At 33.1% G+C, this 18,967-nt stretch carries 17 protein-coding genes and 1 other annotated feature; of the genes, 4 read left to right on the plus strand and 13 right to left on the minus strand.

Annotation, left to right across the window (positions count from 1 at the left end):
* Window positions 1-2 precede the first annotated feature (2 nt).
* From I6I93_RS08845 to I6I93_RS08890, 10 genes are all read right to left on the minus strand, one after another.
* A complete protein-coding gene (locus tag I6I93_RS08845) occupies window positions 3-947 on the minus strand; it encodes a DNA double-strand break repair nuclease NurA (RefSeq protein WP_112890237.1) in 945 nt (314 codons plus the stop codon).
* Window positions 944-1,738 carry a 16S rRNA (cytidine(1402)-2'-O)-methyltransferase gene (rsmI, locus tag I6I93_RS08850; protein WP_112890238.1) on the minus strand — a complete coding sequence of 265 codons (795 nt, stop codon included), beginning with the start codon at window positions 1,736-1,738 and terminating at the stop codon, window positions 944-946. Before rsmI ends, I6I93_RS08845 begins: the two co-directional genes overlap by 4 nt.
* On the minus strand, window positions 1,735-2,424 hold the full coding sequence (locus I6I93_RS08855; protein ID WP_112890239.1) for a tRNA1(Val) (adenine(37)-N6)-methyltransferase: 690 nt from the start codon (window positions 2,422-2,424) through the stop codon (window positions 1,735-1,737). The genes rsmI and I6I93_RS08855 overlap by 4 nt, the downstream gene beginning before the upstream one ends.
* The gene (locus I6I93_RS08860) at window positions 2,421-3,599 is read right to left on the minus strand and encodes a CapA family protein (protein WP_112890240.1); all 1,179 of its coding nucleotides are present in this window, start codon (window positions 3,597-3,599) and stop codon (window positions 2,421-2,423) included. The genes I6I93_RS08855 and I6I93_RS08860 overlap by 4 nt, the downstream gene beginning before the upstream one ends.
* Window positions 3,596-4,207 (minus strand): epoxyqueuosine reductase QueH, encoded by a 612-nt coding sequence (locus I6I93_RS08865; protein ID WP_112890241.1) that lies wholly within the window; start codon window positions 4,205-4,207, stop codon window positions 3,596-3,598. Before I6I93_RS08865 ends, I6I93_RS08860 begins: the two co-directional genes overlap by 4 nt.
* 42 nt (window positions 4,208-4,249) lie before the next feature.
* Entirely contained in the window at window positions 4,250-5,005 is a 756-nt protein-coding gene (gene lgt / locus I6I93_RS08870; RefSeq protein ID WP_112890242.1) for a prolipoprotein diacylglyceryl transferase, read from the minus strand.
* Window positions 5,002-5,661, minus strand: a complete 660-nt coding sequence (gene deoC, locus I6I93_RS08875) for a deoxyribose-phosphate aldolase (RefSeq protein ID WP_112890243.1) — start codon at window positions 5,659-5,661, stop codon at window positions 5,002-5,004. Before deoC ends, lgt begins: the two co-directional genes overlap by 4 nt.
* Window positions 5,661-6,386 carry a YebC/PmpR family DNA-binding transcriptional regulator gene (locus I6I93_RS08880; RefSeq protein ID WP_070701271.1) on the minus strand — a complete coding sequence of 242 codons (726 nt, stop codon included), beginning with the start codon at window positions 6,384-6,386 and terminating at the stop codon, window positions 5,661-5,663. Before I6I93_RS08880 ends, deoC begins: the two co-directional genes overlap by 1 nt.
* Window positions 6,387-6,498: 112 nt before the next feature.
* Window positions 6,499-7,809 (minus strand): sensor histidine kinase, encoded by a 1,311-nt coding sequence (locus I6I93_RS08885; RefSeq protein WP_112890244.1) that lies wholly within the window; start codon window positions 7,807-7,809, stop codon window positions 6,499-6,501.
* Entirely contained in the window at window positions 7,803-8,507 is a 705-nt protein-coding gene (locus I6I93_RS08890) for a response regulator transcription factor (RefSeq protein WP_112890245.1), read from the minus strand. The genes I6I93_RS08885 and I6I93_RS08890 overlap by 7 nt, the downstream gene beginning before the upstream one ends.
* Before the next feature lie 134 nt (window positions 8,508-8,641).
* Here I6I93_RS08890 and I6I93_RS08895 point away from each other — a divergent pair, with 134 nt between their 5' ends.
* From I6I93_RS08895 to I6I93_RS08910, 4 genes are all read left to right on the plus strand, one after another.
* Window positions 8,642-9,538 (plus strand): ABC transporter ATP-binding protein, encoded by an 897-nt coding sequence (locus I6I93_RS08895; protein ID WP_112890246.1) that lies wholly within the window; start codon window positions 8,642-8,644, stop codon window positions 9,536-9,538.
* Between the two features lie 4 nt (window positions 9,539-9,542).
* Complete coding sequence (locus tag I6I93_RS08900) at window positions 9,543-10,298, plus strand: hypothetical protein (RefSeq protein WP_112890247.1); 756 nt, start codon at window positions 9,543-9,545, stop codon at window positions 10,296-10,298.
* Window positions 10,299-10,307: 9 nt separating this feature from the next.
* Window positions 10,308-11,021 (plus strand): ABC transporter permease, encoded by a 714-nt coding sequence (locus I6I93_RS08905; protein ID WP_112890248.1) that lies wholly within the window; start codon window positions 10,308-10,310, stop codon window positions 11,019-11,021.
* 62 nt (window positions 11,022-11,083) lie between these two features.
* Window positions 11,084-11,326, plus strand: a binding site (T-box leader).
* 92 nt (window positions 11,327-11,418) lie between these two features.
* Entirely contained in the window at window positions 11,419-12,699 is a 1,281-nt protein-coding gene (locus I6I93_RS08910) for an O-acetylhomoserine aminocarboxypropyltransferase/cysteine synthase family protein (RefSeq protein ID WP_112890249.1), read from the plus strand.
* A gap of 145 nt (window positions 12,700-12,844) precedes the next feature.
* Here I6I93_RS08910 and I6I93_RS08915 read toward each other — a convergent pair whose 3' ends face one another.
* The 3 genes from I6I93_RS08915 to I6I93_RS08925 are packed head-to-tail and all read right to left on the minus strand — an operon-like array spanning window position 12,845 to window position 18,818.
* Window positions 12,845-16,201: a DEAD/DEAH box helicase family protein gene (locus tag I6I93_RS08915; protein WP_112890250.1), complete on the minus strand. Its 3,357-nt coding sequence runs from the start codon at window positions 16,199-16,201 to the stop codon at window positions 12,845-12,847.
* A gap of 14 nt (window positions 16,202-16,215) precedes the next feature.
* Window positions 16,216-17,349: a restriction endonuclease subunit S gene (locus I6I93_RS08920; RefSeq protein ID WP_112890251.1), complete on the minus strand. Its 1,134-nt coding sequence runs from the start codon at window positions 17,347-17,349 to the stop codon at window positions 16,216-16,218.
* Entirely contained in the window at window positions 17,349-18,818 is a 1,470-nt protein-coding gene (locus I6I93_RS08925) for a type I restriction-modification system subunit M (protein ID WP_112890252.1), read from the minus strand. Before I6I93_RS08925 ends, I6I93_RS08920 begins: the two co-directional genes overlap by 1 nt.
* Window positions 18,819-18,967 lie beyond the last annotated feature (149 nt).

The following is an 18,967-nucleotide window of genomic DNA, read 5'->3' on the forward strand; positions in this document are numbered from 1 at the left end:
TCCTATAGAGTTCTCTTATCTCTTTCAGAAATAAAAAATCTTTCATAAACATCTCTGTCCAAATATTCTTCCAAAAGAGTGGTAAGTATTTCATCAGTTATCTTTACATCCTTATCAACTATATCAAGCCATAGGGGCACTCCCCTTGATGACATAGGAGTCAATGTATAAACAAGACTAGCAATTTCTTCGAGATATTTTTCTTGTGTATCTAATATATCAAGTCCAACTGCACCAGGGAATTTTGCCGTCCTCATAAAAGCTGATGAAAAACCTTCGCCTAAACCGTCTTTTATAAATTTTTTATTGATTTCATTTCTAATTAGAAGAGCTTCACCTGTCATCAGTCTATTAAATAAAATTTCTCTATCGTAAATGCTCTCATCTATTTCTAAACTCCTAGCAATGACATTGGTTTTTAGGTCTTTTATGACACCAAAAAGTATAATGTTTTTTGCTTCACACTTTTCTCTTAATTCAGTGAATAAATCAAGACAGTTAATCTTATATCTAATAAAACCACCGTCCATCATTAAGTAATCAAAATCATACTCATCTATATATTCAAGAGCCGTTTCTATTTCTATGGTGGCAAGATATTTTTGCGAAAGATTTTTGTCATCATAAATATCATTTAAAGTCGGCGTATAGACCGTATTTTTATAAACTTCATTACCATCAGTTGACTTAGCAAGTCCTTGAAAAATTTCTATAAAGTGAGGAAAAGCTCCGCCAGACCTATTGTTAGATCCGTCAACCCCAACAGTTCTCTTATATTTGGAAAGTTTCTCTTTAGGGAACTTTTCCATTTTTATAAGTCTTCCAACATTATTTGTAAGTTCTTTTCTAAAAGCATCATTGTCTAAGTTAAAGATAAAGTCATATTTATTCTTTAAGTTTGTGTTTACTTCTTTTAGTTGACCTTCCAGATCTTGTAAATTAATCATAGGTCCAGACTCTCCTTATAAACATCATTCTTAGGAAGATTATACTTTTTTGAAACTTCTTTTACTGCCTGAGACTTCTTCATTCCAGTTTGTAATTCTTCTTCAAGAAGTTTTTTTATGTCGTAGACCTCTTCTTCGTTATTACCTTCAAGGACAATAACAAATTCTCCTTTTTCCACAATATCTTTTTCCAATATTTCTGATGTTGTAGACCTAATGGTCTCTTCAAAGACCTTAGTTATTTCTCTAGAAATAGAAATCTTTCTCTCACCAAAAACCTCGTGGACATCATGTAAAAAGTCCCTAATTCTGTGAGGAGCTTCGTAGAAAATTAAAGTGAATTTTAAATCCTTAAGAGATTCAAATTCTTTTCTTCTTCCACTAGACTTACTTGAGGTGAATCCATAAAAAGTAAAGTGGTCTGTATCAAGCCCTGATAAGACTAAGGCTGTTAAAGCTGCGTTGGCTCCTGGTAAAACTCTAAATTCAATATTTTCTTCTATAAGTTTTTTTACCAATACTGCACCCGGATCACTTATTCCTGGCATGCCTGCATCTGTAACAAGAGCGATGTCTTTTCCTTCTAAGTGTTTAATAATTTTTTCTGACATTTCGGCCTCATTAAACTTATGATAAGTTCTCAGTTCCTTATTAATATCAAAGTGGTTTAAGAGTTTTAGAGTCACCCTCTTATCCTCTGCATAAATTATATCCACTGACTTCAAGATTTCTATTGTCCTAAGGCTTATATCCCCTAAATTACCTATGGGAGTTGGGCAAAAATAAATCACAAGATTACCTCATTTCTATAAACTCTTTCCATTTCCTCTGTGTAACTATCTCCTTGTCTTATGTAAAAGTCCCTGAATTCATTTCCAAAGTTAGCCTGCTTTTTTGCTATTACAATGGAATTTTTAGAATCCTTATTTAGATTTCCGTGGATGTTTACTATGTGTTTTACTCTTAGGCCAGCTAGGTTAATCTTATAAATAAGTTCAGCCAACCTATAAGTTGGATAAATAATATAAAGATTTCCAGAATTTTTTAAGAGAAAGTTAACTATGTAGAGACTTTTCTCAATGTCAAAAAAATGTTTGGCAGGAATGGTTTCAAATTTTATATTTTCATAATCGTAATAGGGTGGATTAAAAACCACAGTATCAAAAAAATTTGTCTCGTAGACTTTTTTTAAATCAAAAATATTTTTCTCTATTATTTTTATTTTATCATCTAGCTCATTTGCACTTACAGATTCTTTAAAATTATCTAAGACTTTCTTATTAATATCAGTTGCATGAATTTCATCAAACCTATCCACTAGCCTTAGAGAAAGTATTCCATTGCCACATCCAAGGTCTATAGCTCTCTTTCCCTTCTTTACAAAGGAAGATAGTATTAAAGAATCTGTAGTGTACTTAAATTCATCTTCATCCTGAAAAATTATAAAATTTGTACCTGGCACTTGGTCTTTATTCATATTTCACCTTGTAAAACCCCAAGGGCTTCCTTATATTTTTTGTCAGCTGTCTTTTGTAAGTTGGCATCTGTTACTTCACTCAATTTGCCACCAGGGATTATGTCTTGAAGTTTCACAACGTCGTAGTTAAGTCTCCCATTTGCCCTATACCTATTTACATAAGTCGGTTGAACATCATAGGACTTTAGATGAGTTACTCCACTTACATTGTCCTTTTCTATTTCAAGTTTAACAAGGGCACCTGTATCTACACCAGCCTTCCTTAAGTTTTCTACCCTTTGATTAGATAAGGCATTTCCCATTGAATAAATTGTAAAATATTTTTTATCGTTAATTTCTTCGACTTCATATTTTTGCAAAACATGAGGATGTGAGCCTAAAATTATATCAGCACCATACTCATTGAGCTTCTCTTTTAAATAAATTTGTCTCTCACTTGGATGGTAGTGGTACTCATTACCCCAGTGAGGATAAACTATTACAATATCGGACTTGTCCTTTATATTTTTTATATCACCAGCAACATCTTGAGAAAAAGTATTGACAGAATACTCCTTATTCCTCATTAGTGAGTCCATTCCATTTAAGGTGTCGGTAAAGGAAATAAGACCAATTTTTATTCCATTTTTTTCAACAACAATACCCTTTTCAAGGTCTTCTGTCATGGTTCCAAAGGATTCCATTCCACTTTCCTTAATGTGGCTTAGGGTTTCTGCAATCCCGTCAAGTCCTGTGTCAAGTGAATGATTGTTAGCTGTGGACATAAGATCAAAGCCTGCAGCTTTTAAAGAATAAATTGTTTCTTTGGGAAAATTAAAAAGTGGAAATCCTGATAACTTTCTATTTGAATTTACTGATCCTTCAAAGTTTGCAATGGCAAGATCTGCTTCATTAATATCTTCTGATATATTTGCAAAGATTGGGGTAAAGTCATAGGAATCTTCGGTCCTATAATTTTTAACAATGGGTTGGTGAAAAATCATATCACCCATGGCAAGAATCTTTACTTGTGTCTTATCTTCTTTAATTTCTTTTTTATTTTCAACTTCTTCTAAATTAGCATTATTATTTACATTTAGATCTTTAAATTTAAAATCCGTCCTATAGGCAACAAATAAACTAAGACTTAAAAAAAAGACAAGAGAAATAATAAAAATATTTTTAAAATTTTTCAATCTTCGCTCCTTGAAAATTCACATCCACAATAATCTTGCCTGTACATATTAAACTTATCTGTTAATTCTACAGACCTTCTAAAACCATTTTTTTTCTTAAAATCTGAGAATAAATATTTTATTTCGTACTCTTTGGATAAAAAATCTCCCAATTTATTTAAAATTTGAGAATCCTTGTGGGGAGAAATGGAAAGTGTTGTTGTGAAGAAGTCATAATTGTTTTCAGCAGCAAACTCTGCTGCCTTTTCCATCCTATGCCTATAACACTTAAAACATCTTGGACCCCCTTCTTGGTACTCTTCAAATCCCTTAACATATTCAAGAAAGTCTTGGTGATCATACTTTATAACCCTTACACCTATCTCATCTTCAAGGCCCAAATCTTTTACAAGTTGAACTTGTTCATCAGCCCTCCTATAAAATTCCTCTTCACTATCGATGTTTGGATTGTAATAAAATACATCAATGTCAAAGTATTCATTTATTCTTTCCAATATGGCAGAAGAACAAGGACCACAACAAGAATGCAAGAGTAGTCTTGGCTTGTGATCCTTATCTATTTTCTTTATTACTTTTTCCATTTCCAAATTGTAATTTATCTTATTCAAAATATCACCTATAAAATTAGACTAGTTGCCTAGTCTAATTAATTATTTATTCTTTTGTCTGCTTTTTGATACAAATCTTATAGCTAGTCCAAAGACTACAATTGCAAGACTCACAAGTTGTGAAACTCTAAAGTCACCAATATAGAGAGAGTCTGTTCTCATTCCCTCAATGAAGAATCTTGCTATACCATAAACTATAAAGTAAAAAGAAGTTAATTGTCCTTCAAACTTTTGCCTCTTTGAAAGATAAAAATATAAAAATATAAATATTAAAAAATTTACAAAGGATTCATAAAAAAATGTTGGATGAACCCTCTCGCCATTGACTAGAATTGCCCAAGGCACATCAGTCACACCACCGTGAGCTTCTCCATTGATATAGTTGCCCCACCTGCCAATAGATTGGGCAAGGGCAAGGCCTGGTGCAATACAATCTGTAAGAGTCCAAAATTTTATTTTTTTAACTCTTGTAAAGACATAAATTGTAAGTCCTCCAGCAATAATACCGCCATAAATTGCGAGCCCACCATTTCTGATGGCAAAAATTTCATCTAAATGTTGGCTATAATATTCCCATTCAAAGGCTACATAATAGAGTCTTGCTCCCAAAACTCCAATGATAACTGCAAATAGAGAAACATCATTTGCAATATCTTTATAAAGTCCATTTTTATAAGATTTTTTCTTTGCCATGGACTCTGTTGTAAGAATTGCCAAGAGAACTCCAAGAGCAATTAAAATTCCGTACCATTTAACTTCTAGTCCAAAAATTGTAAAGGCAACGGGATTTATATTCATAGTGACTTGCTTTCTTTGTAGATATTAACTCCAGCAGAAACACCAAGTCTGTCTGCACCCTTTTCAATCATTTCAAGTGATTTTTTATAATCTCTTATTCCACCACTTGCCTTAACCTTAACTCTATCAGAGACTGACTTTCTCATAAGGGCAACATCATCTGCATCAGCACCAGAAGTTGAAAAACCTGTAGAAGTCTTTACAAAATCTGCTCCTGCTTCGTCAGATAGTTCGCATGCCTTTACAATTTCTTCTTTTGTAAGAAGGCAGTTTTCAAGGATAACTTTTAAAAGAGCTCCATTATCGTGGCAAACCTTAGCAATTTCTTGAATTTCTTCTTTAACAAGGTCATATTTTCCTGACTTAAGTAGTCCAATATTAATTACCATGTCAATTTCATTTGCACCATTTTTTATGGCGTTTTCAGTTTCAAAAACTTTTACTTCTTTTGTGTTTGCGCCTAATGGGAAGCCAATAACAGTACAAACTTTTACATCAGTACCCTTTAAGCTTTCGGCACATTTTTTAACCCATACAGGATTTACGCAAACTGAGAAAAAATTATATTCTTTTGCTTCATCAAGTATTTTTTCAATTTGTTCTTCTGTTGATTCTGGTTTTAATAAAGTATGATCAATAATTCTATTAATTTCCATTAATCTCTCTCCCATGAAGTAAATACATCTGTTACATCGTCATTATCTTCTAAGGCATCAATTAACTTTTCCATATTTTTGATATCTTCTTCATCATCTAAAGCTGTTTCAGTTTGAGGGATATAAGTTATATCAGACTCAATAAAAGAATGACCTTCATCTTCTAGGGCCTTTCTAACATTGTGGTAGTCTTCTGGCTCAGTCACTATTTCAAAAGCTTCTCCCCTGTCTATAACATCTTCAGCACCAGCATCAATGGCAATTAAAGTAAATTCATCCTCATCAAGGCCTTCCTTTAATACACCAAGGGAACCCTTCTTGTCGAACATAAAGGATACACAACCTGGTTGTCCAAGATTACCTGCATACTTATCAAAAATATGTCTTACTTCTGGTGCAGTTCTGTTTCTATTGTCAGTTAGGCAATGAACCATAACAGCAACTCCGCCTGGTCCATATCCTTCATAAACAATTTCTTCGAAGTTATCGTCGTTGTCTCCGCCGCCTGCTTTGGCAATGGCTCTGTCAATATTGTCATTAGGCATATTTTCTGCCTTTGCTTTATCGATGGCAACCTTAAGAGAAGGGTTGTAATCTGGATCAAGTCCACCTTCCTTAGCTGCAACAGTTATTTGTCTAGCAAGTTTAGTAAAAATTTTACCTCTTCTTGCGTCTTCCTTACCTTTTTTATTTTTAATATTATTCCATTTAGAATGTCCTGACATAAAATCACCTTTCTATATAAATCGCTATTTTAAGCATATTGACTATTATATTACAAATATTAAGTAGTCGTCAATATTATGGGCATAAGTGTAAGCTTTTATCTATTTGTTTTTAATTTATATTAAAAATAAAAGAAACTTTTACACCTGAGCTTAGATTCTGAACTTCCATTTTGCCCTTATGCAAATTACAAATTTGTCTAGATATAAATAAGCCCATTCCATGCTTTTGAACATCTGAAAGATTTTCTTCATTAAGTCTTTTTATCACGCTCTCTTCAATGGGGTTTCCTTCATTTTTGATTGAAATAATTAATCTATTATTCATAAGCTCATAAATAATACAAATTTTCCCATCTCCATACTCAAGGCTGTTATTTAAAATATTTTCAAGCATCCTATAAAACAAATGATCATCCATTTTTATTTTTATTTCTTTATTTATTTTGTTTTCAAAAATAATTTCCTCACTTGAATTTTCATTTAAAGTGTTTACAATTAACTTTCTTATAACAGAAATTGGATCTTTATATTCAAAATGCTTGTCACTTAGATTTTCCAAACTTTTTGTCAGATTCAAGTCCTCAATAATTCTACTTATTTTTATAACTTGATTTTCAATATTTTTTACCTCATCTAAATTTTCCTTTGTTTTGATCCCCTCCATCTCCCAAGAAATTTTTGTAAGAGGGGTTCTTATATCATGACTAATTCCCCTAAGCCAACTTGCTTGACTTTTTTTAAGATTATTGAACTTCTCATTTGCATCGTTAATAGTTTTTGAAATTTCTCCTAATTCTCCTTCTTCTTCAAGTTTTTCATAATTTTCATCAAAAATATTGCCTATTGCTTCTTGAAGTGGATTTAATTTTTTAAAGATTCTTTTAACTTCATGGTGATAAAATAAATAAACAAGTAGAGCAAACAATATGATGCTAATGAGTAAAATTAACAAATTTATTTTTACTAAATCATAGGAATAATAGTTAAAGGGAAATTTATCTAGAGAATTTTTTGGATAAGCAAGAACTAACACTCCGTCATCTACTACAAATGTAAATACAGGATAATCATTTAAGTAATACCTTGTAAATCTTACCATGTCGGTAATTTCAAATTTATTTTTAACTTCTTCAGGCTTGTTAAAGCTTTCAATTACTTTTCCATTTTTGTCAATTCTTATAGCCCAAATATTTTTATCTTCTAAATAATTCTTATTTTCCTCTGTAAAATAAATATCTTCAACCTTATTATCCTCTTTATTCTTTTCTACATATTCAAACACCTTACTTGGCTCTATATATTTTTTAGAAAATTTAAAACTAGAATAAAAGATTCCAGCTAAACTTGTAATCATTAAAATTAATAAAATTAATATAAATAAAACAAACTTCTTTAGTCTTTTAAAAAAATAATTTAACATTCTTTATTATCTCCAAGCAACTTATATCCCAATCCCTTTACGGTTATTAGTATTTTAGGGTTAGCTGGATCTTCTTCAAGCTTATCTCTTAACCTATAGATATGTGTAATTAGTGTGTTTTCATAACCAAAGCTATCTTCCCAACACTTCTCCAATATTTGATCTATTGAAACAATTTTATTTAAATTCATGGAAAGATATTCCAAAATTTTATATTGTTTAGCTGTTAATTGTATTTCCTCGTCATTCTTTATTAACATTGCCCTCTCCCTATCAAATAAAATTCCACCAGATAAGATTATTTTTTCATTTTTATCTTGATAAGTTCTCCTAAGCACTGCCTCAACTCTCCACAAGAGGTCTTCAGGCAAAAAGGGTTTTACAATGTAATCGTCAACTTCTAAATCAAATCCTTCTTTTTTGTCGTCAATACCACTTAAGGCCGACAAGACAATTACAGGCAAGTTGGATTTTTTTCTAAGATCTTTTAACAAGTCAAAACCACTCCCATCTGGAAGCATTATATCTAATATCATTAAATCAACTTTATTGTTCTTGAGTTTAAAATTTGCTTCTGCAATATTTTTTGCTGTTAAAAGATTACTGAAGCCTTTTTTCTTTAAAAAACTATACATGCTATTTATTAAGTCAGATTCATCATCAACTAATAAAATCTTCGCTTCTCTAAAAATATTCATTTCTTTCTCCTTTAAATCAATTTTATCACAATAAAAATTGATATTTGAAAATGTGATGTAAAAGTAATCTAGATAAAATTTCCATGTGATAGCAACTTAATATAATTAATTTACTAAAAAGAGAGGAGAAGAAAATGAATAATATTTTAAAAATTGAAAACCTTAATACATCTTATGGAAAAAATTTAGTTTTAAAAGATATTAATTTAGAAATCAAAGAAGGAAGTATCTTTGGACTGATAGGACCCAATGGTGCTGGTAAGTCCACTCTAATGAAATCTATCCTAGGTTTAGTAAAGAAGGATTCAGGAAAAATAACTTTATACGGAAAAGAAATAAATGAAAAAAATCAAAAGGAAACAAATAAAAATTTAGGTTCCTTAATAGAAGCCCCATCTTTTTATGACCATCTCACTGCCTATGATAACTTAGATCTTATCTGTGATATGAAAAATATAAATAAAGACAAGATTGATAAAACGCTAAGAGATGTGGGACTAATAAAAAGTAAAGACAAAAAGGTCAGAGAATTTTCACTTGGTATGAAGCAAAGGATGGGTATTGCCATCGCCCTTATTGGGAACCCAAAATTTTTAATATTAGATGAACCCATTAATGGACTTGACCCTTATGGCATTGAAGAGATGAGGGACTTGTTCAAAAGAATTGTAAAAAATTCAAATACCAGCATCTTAATCTCGTCACATATCTTGGATGAAATCGAAAAAATTTCAACTCACATAGGAATCCTTAAAAATGGATCCTTAACTTACAGTGGTTCCCTAGAAGAATATAGAGAACTTCATCCACCAGTAATTGTCTTAAAAACCTCAGATAATCTTAAGGCTTCAAAAATCCTAGCTTTATCTCAAGAAAATATAATTGACGACTATTTAGTCCTAGGTAACAAGAGTAAAGAAGAAGTTGCAAAAATAATTAAGACTCTTGTGAAAGATCTTGATATTTATAGGGTTGAAAAAAGGAAAGAAAGTCTTGAAAAATTATTTATTAAAGAAACAAGTGCAAGGTGATCTCATGAAAAATCTAGAAATAAAAAAGAATAAGGGACTAAAATTAAATTTCACTCTTTTAATTTTATTTGCAATTCATTTATTTTCTATCCTTATTGCCTTCAAGACAAAAGACTTTCAATCTAACAAGTATCCTCTTGCAAGAATATTAGATTCTTATCTTGCAATTTCCTTATTCTTTAATCCCATTGCACTATCATCACTTGTGAAAAAAGTAATTGAGATTGAAGAGAAAAATAATATGTGGCAAATGCAAATAAGTCTTGGCTTAAAGGTTCAGAAGATTTTGTTGGGTAAAATTAAAAACTTGTCCATAAATGTTTTCTCACTCCAAATTATTGAGTGGTTGATAATTATATTCTTAGCAAGTAAAAATATAAACTTTGACTTAGACATAAACTTAATAAAAAGAATAATAATTTACTTTTTAACGACTTTATCAATTAACATTTCTATCATCATGATCTTCACAATAATTGAAATTAAAAGTAAAAAGATTTACTTCTCTCTTTTCTTTTCAATTGTGGGAGCAATGTCTGGAATAATTACTATGCTAACATCAAAGTTTTTATCACAAATAAATCCCTTTGGACTCTTCGCCACTATTTTAAATATAAATTATGTAAGAGAAGGACAAGTTTTTATACAGACTATGAATAATATAAATTATCTCACATTGCCAATAAGTTTAATTTATATTATTCTCGCTTTAATTTACATCACAAGACTTAATAAATTTTCACTTTCAAAGGACATCTAGGAGGTATTCATGTTAAAAATAGAATTTAAAAAATTAAAATTATTTTCACTCTTAACTACAATATTAATTATTCCCCTTCTTGCAAATATCTTTGGGACAATAAACTATTTGCAAAATCAAGAAATTTTAAAAAATAAATGGGAAAGTCTTTGGACACAAACATCCTTATTTTACTTCATGTTTTTTATAATCCCCCTTATAGCAATTATTGTTTCAAGTCTTTGGTCAGTGGAACATAAGGCTGGTCTAAAATTAATTAGAACTAGCCCAATAAAAAATATTAGTTTTATAATGAGTAAATCTATTGTTGCCCTAATACTAATAAGTTTATGTCAAATTTATTTTATAGTTTTATTTATCATGAGTGGAAAATTCATCTGCGGATTTAAAATTGAAGGGCTGGGCCTCTACTTTTACTACATTGGGATAAGCATCCTATCTTCAATTCCAATAATTTCCATAATGAATTACCTAAGTTTGAAATTTAAGTCTTTAGGTTTAATAGTTCTTATCTCTATTTTGATTTCAATTTTTGGCTTCGCCCTTGTAGCACAAAATATATTGCCAATTTTTCAAAATATTATAGCTTCAAGCAAACTCGCCATTACAACAAATCATTTTGAAATAATAAAAAAAGATGAATTAATAAAAATGTTCTTATTCTCATTAGTGGAATTCTTAATATTTACAAGATTATCAAATAAGATATTGAAGTATGAATAATTAAATTTTTAAAATTAAAAAAATATCCTTGACAAAAAAATTTTCTCAACTTATAATTCAACACATAGACTTTGAAGAGGAGAGTACATTGTAAAAGTTTTTACAGAGAGATTTCATTTGGTGAAAGAAATCAAAATGGATACTTTGGAACATGGCCTTGGAGTCTTCGCACCGAGACAAGTGTTTAGGCTGCGACAGGTACGCCTGTTATAGCGTTCGGAGTATGTTGGTACTCTATGAGGTTATTTTCGCGATAAAATAATAAAAAAAGGTGGTAACACGAAGCTCAAGCTTTCGTCCTTTATGGGACGGGAGCTTTTTTTATTTTACAAAAGCTTTATATATAAACTATTTCCTTTTGAGCTGCCGACAAGTTTATAAAATCTAGGAGGATAATATGACAAAGAAAAATTTAGGAACCCTATGTGTGCAAGCAGGATATGAACCAAAGAATGGTGAACCAAGAGTTGTCCCAATCGTTCAATCTACAACTTTTAAATACGATTCATCTCAGCAAATGGCAAATCTTTTCGACTTGAAAGAAGCCGGTTACTTTTACACTAGACTTGCCAATCCAACAAATGATGCAGTAGCAAATAAAATCACTGCTCTTGAAGGAGGCGTTGCTGGTATATTGACATCATCAGGACAAGCTGCAAACTTCTATGCCCTACTTAACATTTTAAAGGCAGGTGACCACATTGTAGCTTCATCAGCAATCTACGGTGGAACTTACAACCTAATTGCCAATACAATGAAAAATCTTGGCATAGAAGCAACTTTTGTTGAACCAGATGTTAGCATAGAAGAATTAAATAAAGCCTTTAAAGAAAACACTAAAGTAGTCTTTGGAGAAACTCTTTCCAACCCATCACTAAGTGTTTTGGATATTGAAACTTTTGCAAAAGCTGCTCACGACCATGGAGTTCCACTTATTGTAGACAACACCTTCCCTACACCAATTTTCTTGAGACCAATTGAATGGGGTGCAGACATTGTCACTCACTCAACAACAAAATACATGAACGGCTTTGCCAACTCTGTTGGTGGAGTTGTTGTTGACTCAGGAAACTTTGATTGGTCAAAATATAAAGACAAGTATCCTGGACTAACTACTCCAGACGAATCTTATCACGGAGTTGTCTTTACAGAGACCTTTGGCAAGGGAGCTTATATAACTAAGATGACTACAACATTAATGAGAGACCTTGGAAGTATTCCTTCCCCACAAAACTCATTTTATCTTAGCATTGGACTAGAAACACTTCACTTGAGAATGCCAAGACACTACGAAAATGCCCTTGCCCTTGCAAAATATTTAAAAGACCATGACAAGATTTCTTGGGTATCCTTCTCTGGACTTGAAGATGATTCACAACACGAGCTTGCACAAAAATATTTACCAGATGGATCATGTGGCGTAATTGCCTTTGGAATAAAGGGCGGAAGAGAAGCAGCGACAAAATTCATGGATGGATTAAAACTTGCAGCAGTTGTAACTCACGTAGCCGATGCAAGAACTTGTGTCCTCCACCCTGCTTCCACAACACATAGACAAATGAATGACGACGAACTTGCTCACGCTGGCATTAGCCCTGATTTAATTAGAATGTCCGTTGGCATTGAAGATGCAGAAGACATAATCAAAGACGTAGAACAAGCTCTTGAAAATTTATAAAATTTAAAAAACTCTTTTATTTAACATTCTCACAAAAAGCTTCCCCATAAGTTTTAATTTTTGGGGAAGTTTTTATTTGTATTCATTAAATTTCTATTTATAAAAAATAAAAAAAGAGAAAGCCTAAGCCTTCTCTTAAATAAATTTATGCAACTTCTGAATTGTAATTTATTTCCCTTATAATTCCAAGGATGGAGTTTAAATCATTTCTATTATCCTCAAAAATCTTGCTAATTGAGCCGAGACTCTTAAAGGGTTCATATTGAAAGTCTCTTGGGTCCAAGTAACCATTCTTCATTATATATTCCATCACAGTTGATAAAAACTTTGATTGAATATAATTTAATTTTGTGGACTTGTGAAAGTCTGCAAAAGCTTTTCTCACTGCCTCTTCATCAAGACCATTAATCTTTCTAATGAGTTTTAGAATCTTCATGTCACCAAATTCTTTTTCATAGTCTTCCCTAGTCCCCAAGTCCTGCCAAAGAATTTTTTCAAGACTAGAGATATCATCCTGACTCAAGATTTCATTCCTATAAATTTTCTGCAAGACTTCATCGTCCTTGACAGAAATCTTTATATAGTTTTCAACCTTCTCCTTATAAGATGAAAGGTCATTGGCAAAGAACTCGGTCCCATGTTCTTCAACAGAGATAATTGTGTCTTCAAAGTCCACATAATATTTAGATTTAGGACCGACCTCAATTAATGGAACAAGATTCCTAATTCGAAGCCTCATATCTTCAAGTTTCAAAAAGTCTATGTCCTTCCAGAAGTCTTCACCTGCCACATCAATAATAAAATCTTTCTCATCAAAGACTGCAGGGATATTGCCATGCTTCATAATGTCATTGCAAGTCTCTCTTATAAGTCTTATTAAGGACTTACTTGTTCCACCTTCAAGTATTGCAAGAGCAAGACTCAATACACTTAAATCAAACCTTTGAATCATCTCATGGTCCTTTGGCGGAATAATTATTGGTGCGACCTCATCTTCTAATTGAAGAATATCTTGATTGTTTAAGTTAGTCCAAGCCTCTATCTTCTTAAATTTACTAACGACTTCAATCCTCTTCCTCACTCTAAAGGAGTTTGTATCCAAGGCCCTTATCTCATTAATAAGTTCACTTACGTAGTCATCCCTTATTTTCTTATAAGGATCCTCTTGATATTTTAAATTTTGGAGAGCCATAACAATCTTTACTTTACTTGCAAAGATTCTCTCTGAAAGAGACTTAACAAGAGGTGGATTAACTACTGGACTTCCATCAGTAAACCTCTTGAAGTTTCCACCATAATCAAAAATCAAGAAGTCCTTCTTATCAAGTCCAGGACCAAACAAGTCCTTGCAGAGTCTTGTTCCCCTTCCAATCATCTGCATAAACATAATTCTTGAGAACAAGTCTTTAAAGAAAACTAAGTTCACAACTTCTGGCACATCTATACCAGTGTCAAGCATATTGACAGATATGGCAACTTGCGGAAGCTTATCCTTTACTGAGAACCTGTCAATTAGATCTTGGGCATAGGTCACTGTGTGAGTTATGACCTGGGCATATTCTGGTCCCTTTTCAGGATACAAGATGTCGAACCTTTCCTTTATAAGTTCAGCGTGCAATTGATTTTTGGCAAAGACAATAGTCTTACCTATCTCATTTCCCGATGAATTTTTAATTCCCCTCTCCATCAAGTCATTGATTACAATGTCAACAGTTGAAATACTGTAGACCCATCTGTTAACATCAGATCCAGAAATATCAAAGCCCTCATCATCTGGTCCAAAAATGCCATCGAATCTCTCCTTCTCTTCAGGAGTCAAGTTGCTATAATGAATTCCTTCACTAGGAAACTCTAAAACAGTTTCAATCCTATTATAAGGAACTAAGTACCCATCCTTAACAGCTTCCTCATATTCATAAGCATAAGTCGGGTCATTGTCCTCCAAATGAAAAATTTCATAAGTATTCCTGTCAATGTCATCTCTAGGCGTAGCAGTTAAACCAAGAACCTTGGCATCAAAATATTCAAAGACATCCTTGTACCTTTGATAGATTGACCTGTGGGCCTCGTCAATAATAATTAAATCAAAATGTCCAACTGTGAAGAGCCTGTCACCCTTGTCATCAAGAACATTGTCAATGGAGTTGATCATTGTTTGGTAAGTAGAAAAAATCATCCTACTAGACCTTATGTCCTTGCTGTTTTTCTTGGCCTCAGTTAGGTTTGCAAGACTTAAATCAGGCAAGAGAGAGTTGAAATTTCTCATGGCTTGGTTAACTAGGGCAGTCCTATCAGCCAAGAACAAGATGTTGGTTACTGCATTGGCCTTAGTGAGAATGTCCACAATAGAAATTGCCGTCCTAGTCTTACCAGTTCCCGTTGCCATAACAAGAAGAGCCGACCTGCGATTATTTCTAAAAGCTTCAATGCTGGCATCAACTGCGTCTCTTTGGTAATACCTGTTTGTGATGTCATCATTAATAGAATAACTTGCAAGAGACTTCTTCAAGTGCCTTCGGTCCATTATCCTTTGAAGGTCATCTTGACTATAAAAACCAGACACAAGCCTTTGACTCTCGTCATCAGTAAACCAAGTTACAAAACCATTGGAATTAAAGTAGAAGGGCCTTCTCCCGTATTTCTTCTCCAAGCACTCCGCATAGAGATGGGCCTGGTGGGCTCCAGCCTTTGGGTCAACAGAAGTCTTCTTTGCCTCAACAAGAGCAAGAGGCAGACCGTCTTTGCCATAGAGGACATAATCAACATAGCCCTTGCCAGAAGTGTTTGGCATCCCATCTATCTCAACTTCAAAGATTACGTTCTTGTTGATTTGCCAGCCAGCAAGTTCAAGGTCCACGTCAATAAATTCCTTGCGAGTGAGGGCCTCTGTCCTTGGGTCAATCTTATAAGTAATATCAGAATTATTTTGATTTTTATTTTTATTCTCAACTAATTTCTCTTGAAGATCATCAGGAGTTTCTTGACGTTGGTCCACAAGGGCCTTGTCAACTTCCTCTTCCCTCTTGCGATTAAGGTCTTCAGTCTCAGACTTATTTAACTTTTCCCTAACACTGTCAAGGCTTGGGATAAGTCCTTCATCATAAGTCCTCTCAACATAAGAGTCTCCATAGCAGTAGTCAATCCAGTCAACAAAGGCAAAGAGGTTCCTGAGAGAAGCCACAGCCTTTTGCTTATCAATCTTCTTATTGGTGTGGGTTGCAAGATTGCCCAGCTTAATGATGTAGAGAATTAACTCATCAAGTCCTGGGTCGATAATATCTATGAAGTCCTTGTGTCTTGTAAGAGAAGACAAATTGTCCCTGTAGGGCAGGCTAAGGTCAGTGTCCACCTTGTAGACCCACTTGACTGCAAGTTCTAGGGCACGTCTTGTGGCAGAAGCAGCATTTATTGTAGATATAATAAGAGACCTCTCGGCATCAACGCAAGCCTCTGCGAAGTCCTTGTAGTTTTTATTGTTTAATAAGAAATCAAAATTGCCCACGTCTACCTCCCCTCTCAGTCCTTAAATAAATTTCCAGAAAAAGCATCTTGCATAAGAGCGTCAAAAAGTGTTTCCAGTTCAGCAAGAGAAGATCTTAGCTTTTTCTTTTCCTCTTCTATTTTTATTACATAGTCAGCAAATTTATTTTGTAATTCTATTGGTGGTATTTTAATAGTTTGATTTCTAACTATTTCTTCTTTAACTGCCGGATAACTTGCTCCAGTAGAATTAATTAAAAGCTTTTTTGTAAATTCCTCAGTTAATACACTATAAAATAAAAATCTTGGGTTTATTTTTTTTATATCTGCTCTTAAAACAGTAAACCCTGTTGATCCAATAGCTAAACAAGTACTATTAAAATCAAAATAAGCAATGTTTTTTAAGTTTGGTCTAACATTAGATAGTAATATATCATTTTTTTCTAATATTTGTTTTGCCCTTCCAGGTCTATCACTTGCTTTTGTTATAATTTTTTCTTCCTTTATCACATTTTTCAAATTATCAATAGATGATATATCATAATATGAAATAGAACTTTTATTATCTTTTGACAATCGTTTAGGTTTTTCTAAAATCAAGTCATTAATCTTTATTAATTCATACTTCGAATTATCTATAGAAGATAAAAATAAACTTTCAATTAAATCATTATAGGATTGAATTTGTTTTTTTCTTCTACTCATTAATTCTTCTAATTTTTTTAGGGCATCAACTATTTTCTGCTGATTCTTAATATTAATTATTGGAATTTTAAGTTTTAACAAAGCAGGCCTGGAAATATGTGGGATAGTTGCCCCCGTAGTTGTAGCCCTCAAATAGTAATTTTTGCACCTTAAATAATATCCTAAGAATTCTGAGGACAAATTATTTTTATATAATCCATTAATTTCTAGAGCAGATATAGTACTTCCAATTGCTCCTTCCAAATTAAAACCAATTGTACCAGCATTAGCTCCATCCCAAGCAATTAGTATGTGTTCTTTATTTACTATAATTGCTTTAGAGTCTTCGGTATATTTTAGATTGTCATCATTTCTTAAATCTTCAATTTGTATATATCTAATTGCTTTTTCTGACTCGTTTGTTGATTCTTCAACTTTTTTTCCTTTAATGATTTTTACTATATCACCTAGTCTAACCGATTCCATCACATGTCACCTAGGATCTTTTTTAAGTCTTCAAGCCCATCTTGGATTTCTCTTTCCATGGACTCTATCCTCCCAATAATAACTTGAGGTGGGTCATATTCCACTTCTTCATATTCTATTTCCTTGTACTTGTTGATGGAAAGGTCGTAGTCATTTTCCGCTATCTCTACCTTGTCAACCATGAAAGACTTCCCTGTGCGAGGCTTGTCCTCTTGGTCGCTTAAATTTTTGAAAGCCTCAATTATATCTGGTATGTCGTTGTCTTCTATTGGTGTCCTGTTATCGTTAAGTGAATAGCCATCTGCTTCCATGTCGTAGAACCAAACATTCTTTGTGTTACCAACCTTATTGGTCTTGACGAAAATCAAAACAGCAGTGGAAACTCCTGCATAGGGTTTGAAGACTCCACTTGGCATGGAGATAACTCCCCTTAGGTCGTTGTTCTCCACTAATTCCTTTCTCAGGTCCTTGTGGGCCTTTGATGAACTAGAGAGAACTCCATCAGGAACAATTACTGCTGCCCTTCCTCCAGACCTTAGCATATTTAAAATTAATTCTACAAAGAGAAGCTCGGTCTTCTTTGTCTTGATATTGGCCAAGAGGTCGTTGGCAACTGATTCATAATCAAGAGATCCCTTGAAGGGTGGGTTGGCAAGTATAAGTGAATACTTTGCCCTGTCCTTGTTGTCTTCTGAGAGAGAATCTTGGTATTTGATTTGAGGATTGTCTACATTGTGAAGCATCATATTCATGGCAGAAATCCTAAGCATGGTGTTGTCCATGTCGTAACCATAAAACATGTCGTTGTGGAAGTGGTGTGACTTAGTCTGGTCATACATAAAGTCCTTGTCATTGTCACGAAGGTATTCAGATGCCGCAACCAAAAATCCCGATGTTCCACAGGCAGGATCGCAAATGACATCTTCGGCATTTGGTTCTACTAATTCAACCATCATCTTGATGATGTGCCTTGGTGTACGGAACTGTCCATTGGTACCTGATGTTTGAAGTTTTGACAATAGGTATTCGTAAATGTCGCCCTTGATGTCGTTGTCTTCTGTAGGAAGTTGGTCTATAGCTGTCACAACTTTTTGCAAGGTTTGTGGTTTATTGATTTGGAAGTTTGCTTCCTTCATGTATCTTGAGAAGGAAGTGTCCCCGTCTTCTCCCTGCAAGTTTTTTATAAAGGGGAAGATTTCTCCCTGCATGAGTTCAAACATTTCTGTAGCTGACCCAAGATTTTTGAAGACGTGCCACCTGTAGTTTGGCTTGTCCTTTGGGAAGATTGTCTCAAAGTCTAGGCCCAAAAGATTTGCATCTTCTTCCTTTTGAAGTTGCAGTTGGTCTAGGCCCTTCATAAATAATAAGTATGTAATCTGTTCTATATTTGTAAGTGGATTTGTCGAACCTTCTGTCCATAAGGTTGTCCAGATTGCGTCCACCTTGTTTCTCAATTCACCTGTTAGCATAGTAACTCCTTTCGCATAATCTTATTATATCAAAAACGCGAGAAATTTCTCATTTATGGTGCATTTCTTTCTTTTTTTATGAAGAACTTAATGATTATTTTTTAATTTATCAAGTGACAAGATTTACTTAGTCTATAAAATTTTTTAAA

Origin of the sequence: Peptoniphilus harei (assembly GCF_016726485.1) — a bacterium.
Taxonomy (GTDB): Bacteria; Bacillota; Clostridia; order Tissierellales; family Peptoniphilaceae; genus Peptoniphilus_A; species Peptoniphilus_A harei.

Coding starts and splice junctions, on each gene's coding strand:
- I6I93_RS08925 (WP_112890252.1), bottom strand. CDS start 18,818: ATGCTAACAGGTGAATTGAGAAACAAGGTGGACGCAATCTGGACAACC.
- I6I93_RS08920 (WP_112890251.1), bottom strand. CDS start 17,349: ATGGAATCGGTTAGACTAGGTGATATAGTAAAAATCATTAAAGGAAAA.
- I6I93_RS08845 (WP_112890237.1), bottom strand. CDS start 947: ATGATTAATTTACAAGATCTGGAAGGTCAACTAAAAGAAGTAAACACA.
- I6I93_RS08885 (WP_112890244.1), bottom strand. CDS start 7,809: ATGTTAAATTATTTTTTTAAAAGACTAAAGAAGTTTGTTTTATTTATA.
- I6I93_RS08910 (WP_112890249.1), top strand. CDS start 11,419: ATGACAAAGAAAAATTTAGGAACCCTATGTGTGCAAGCAGGATATGAA.
- I6I93_RS08900 (WP_112890247.1), top strand. CDS start 9,543: ATGAAAAATCTAGAAATAAAAAAGAATAAGGGACTAAAATTAAATTTC.
- I6I93_RS08880 (WP_070701271.1), bottom strand. CDS start 6,386: ATGTCAGGACATTCTAAATGGAATAATATTAAAAATAAAAAAGGTAAG.
- I6I93_RS08855 (WP_112890239.1), bottom strand. CDS start 2,424: ATGAATAAAGACCAAGTGCCAGGTACAAATTTTATAATTTTTCAGGAT.
- deoC (WP_112890243.1), bottom strand. CDS start 5,661: ATGGAAATTAATAGAATTATTGATCATACTTTATTAAAACCAGAATCA.
- I6I93_RS08890 (WP_112890245.1), bottom strand. CDS start 8,507: ATGAATATTTTTAGAGAAGCGAAGATTTTATTAGTTGATGATGAATCT.
- I6I93_RS08905 (WP_112890248.1), top strand. CDS start 10,308: ATGTTAAAAATAGAATTTAAAAAATTAAAATTATTTTCACTCTTAACT.
- I6I93_RS08895 (WP_112890246.1), top strand. CDS start 8,642: ATGAATAATATTTTAAAAATTGAAAACCTTAATACATCTTATGGAAAA.
- lgt (WP_112890242.1), bottom strand. CDS start 5,005: ATGAATATAAATCCCGTTGCCTTTACAATTTTTGGACTAGAAGTTAAA.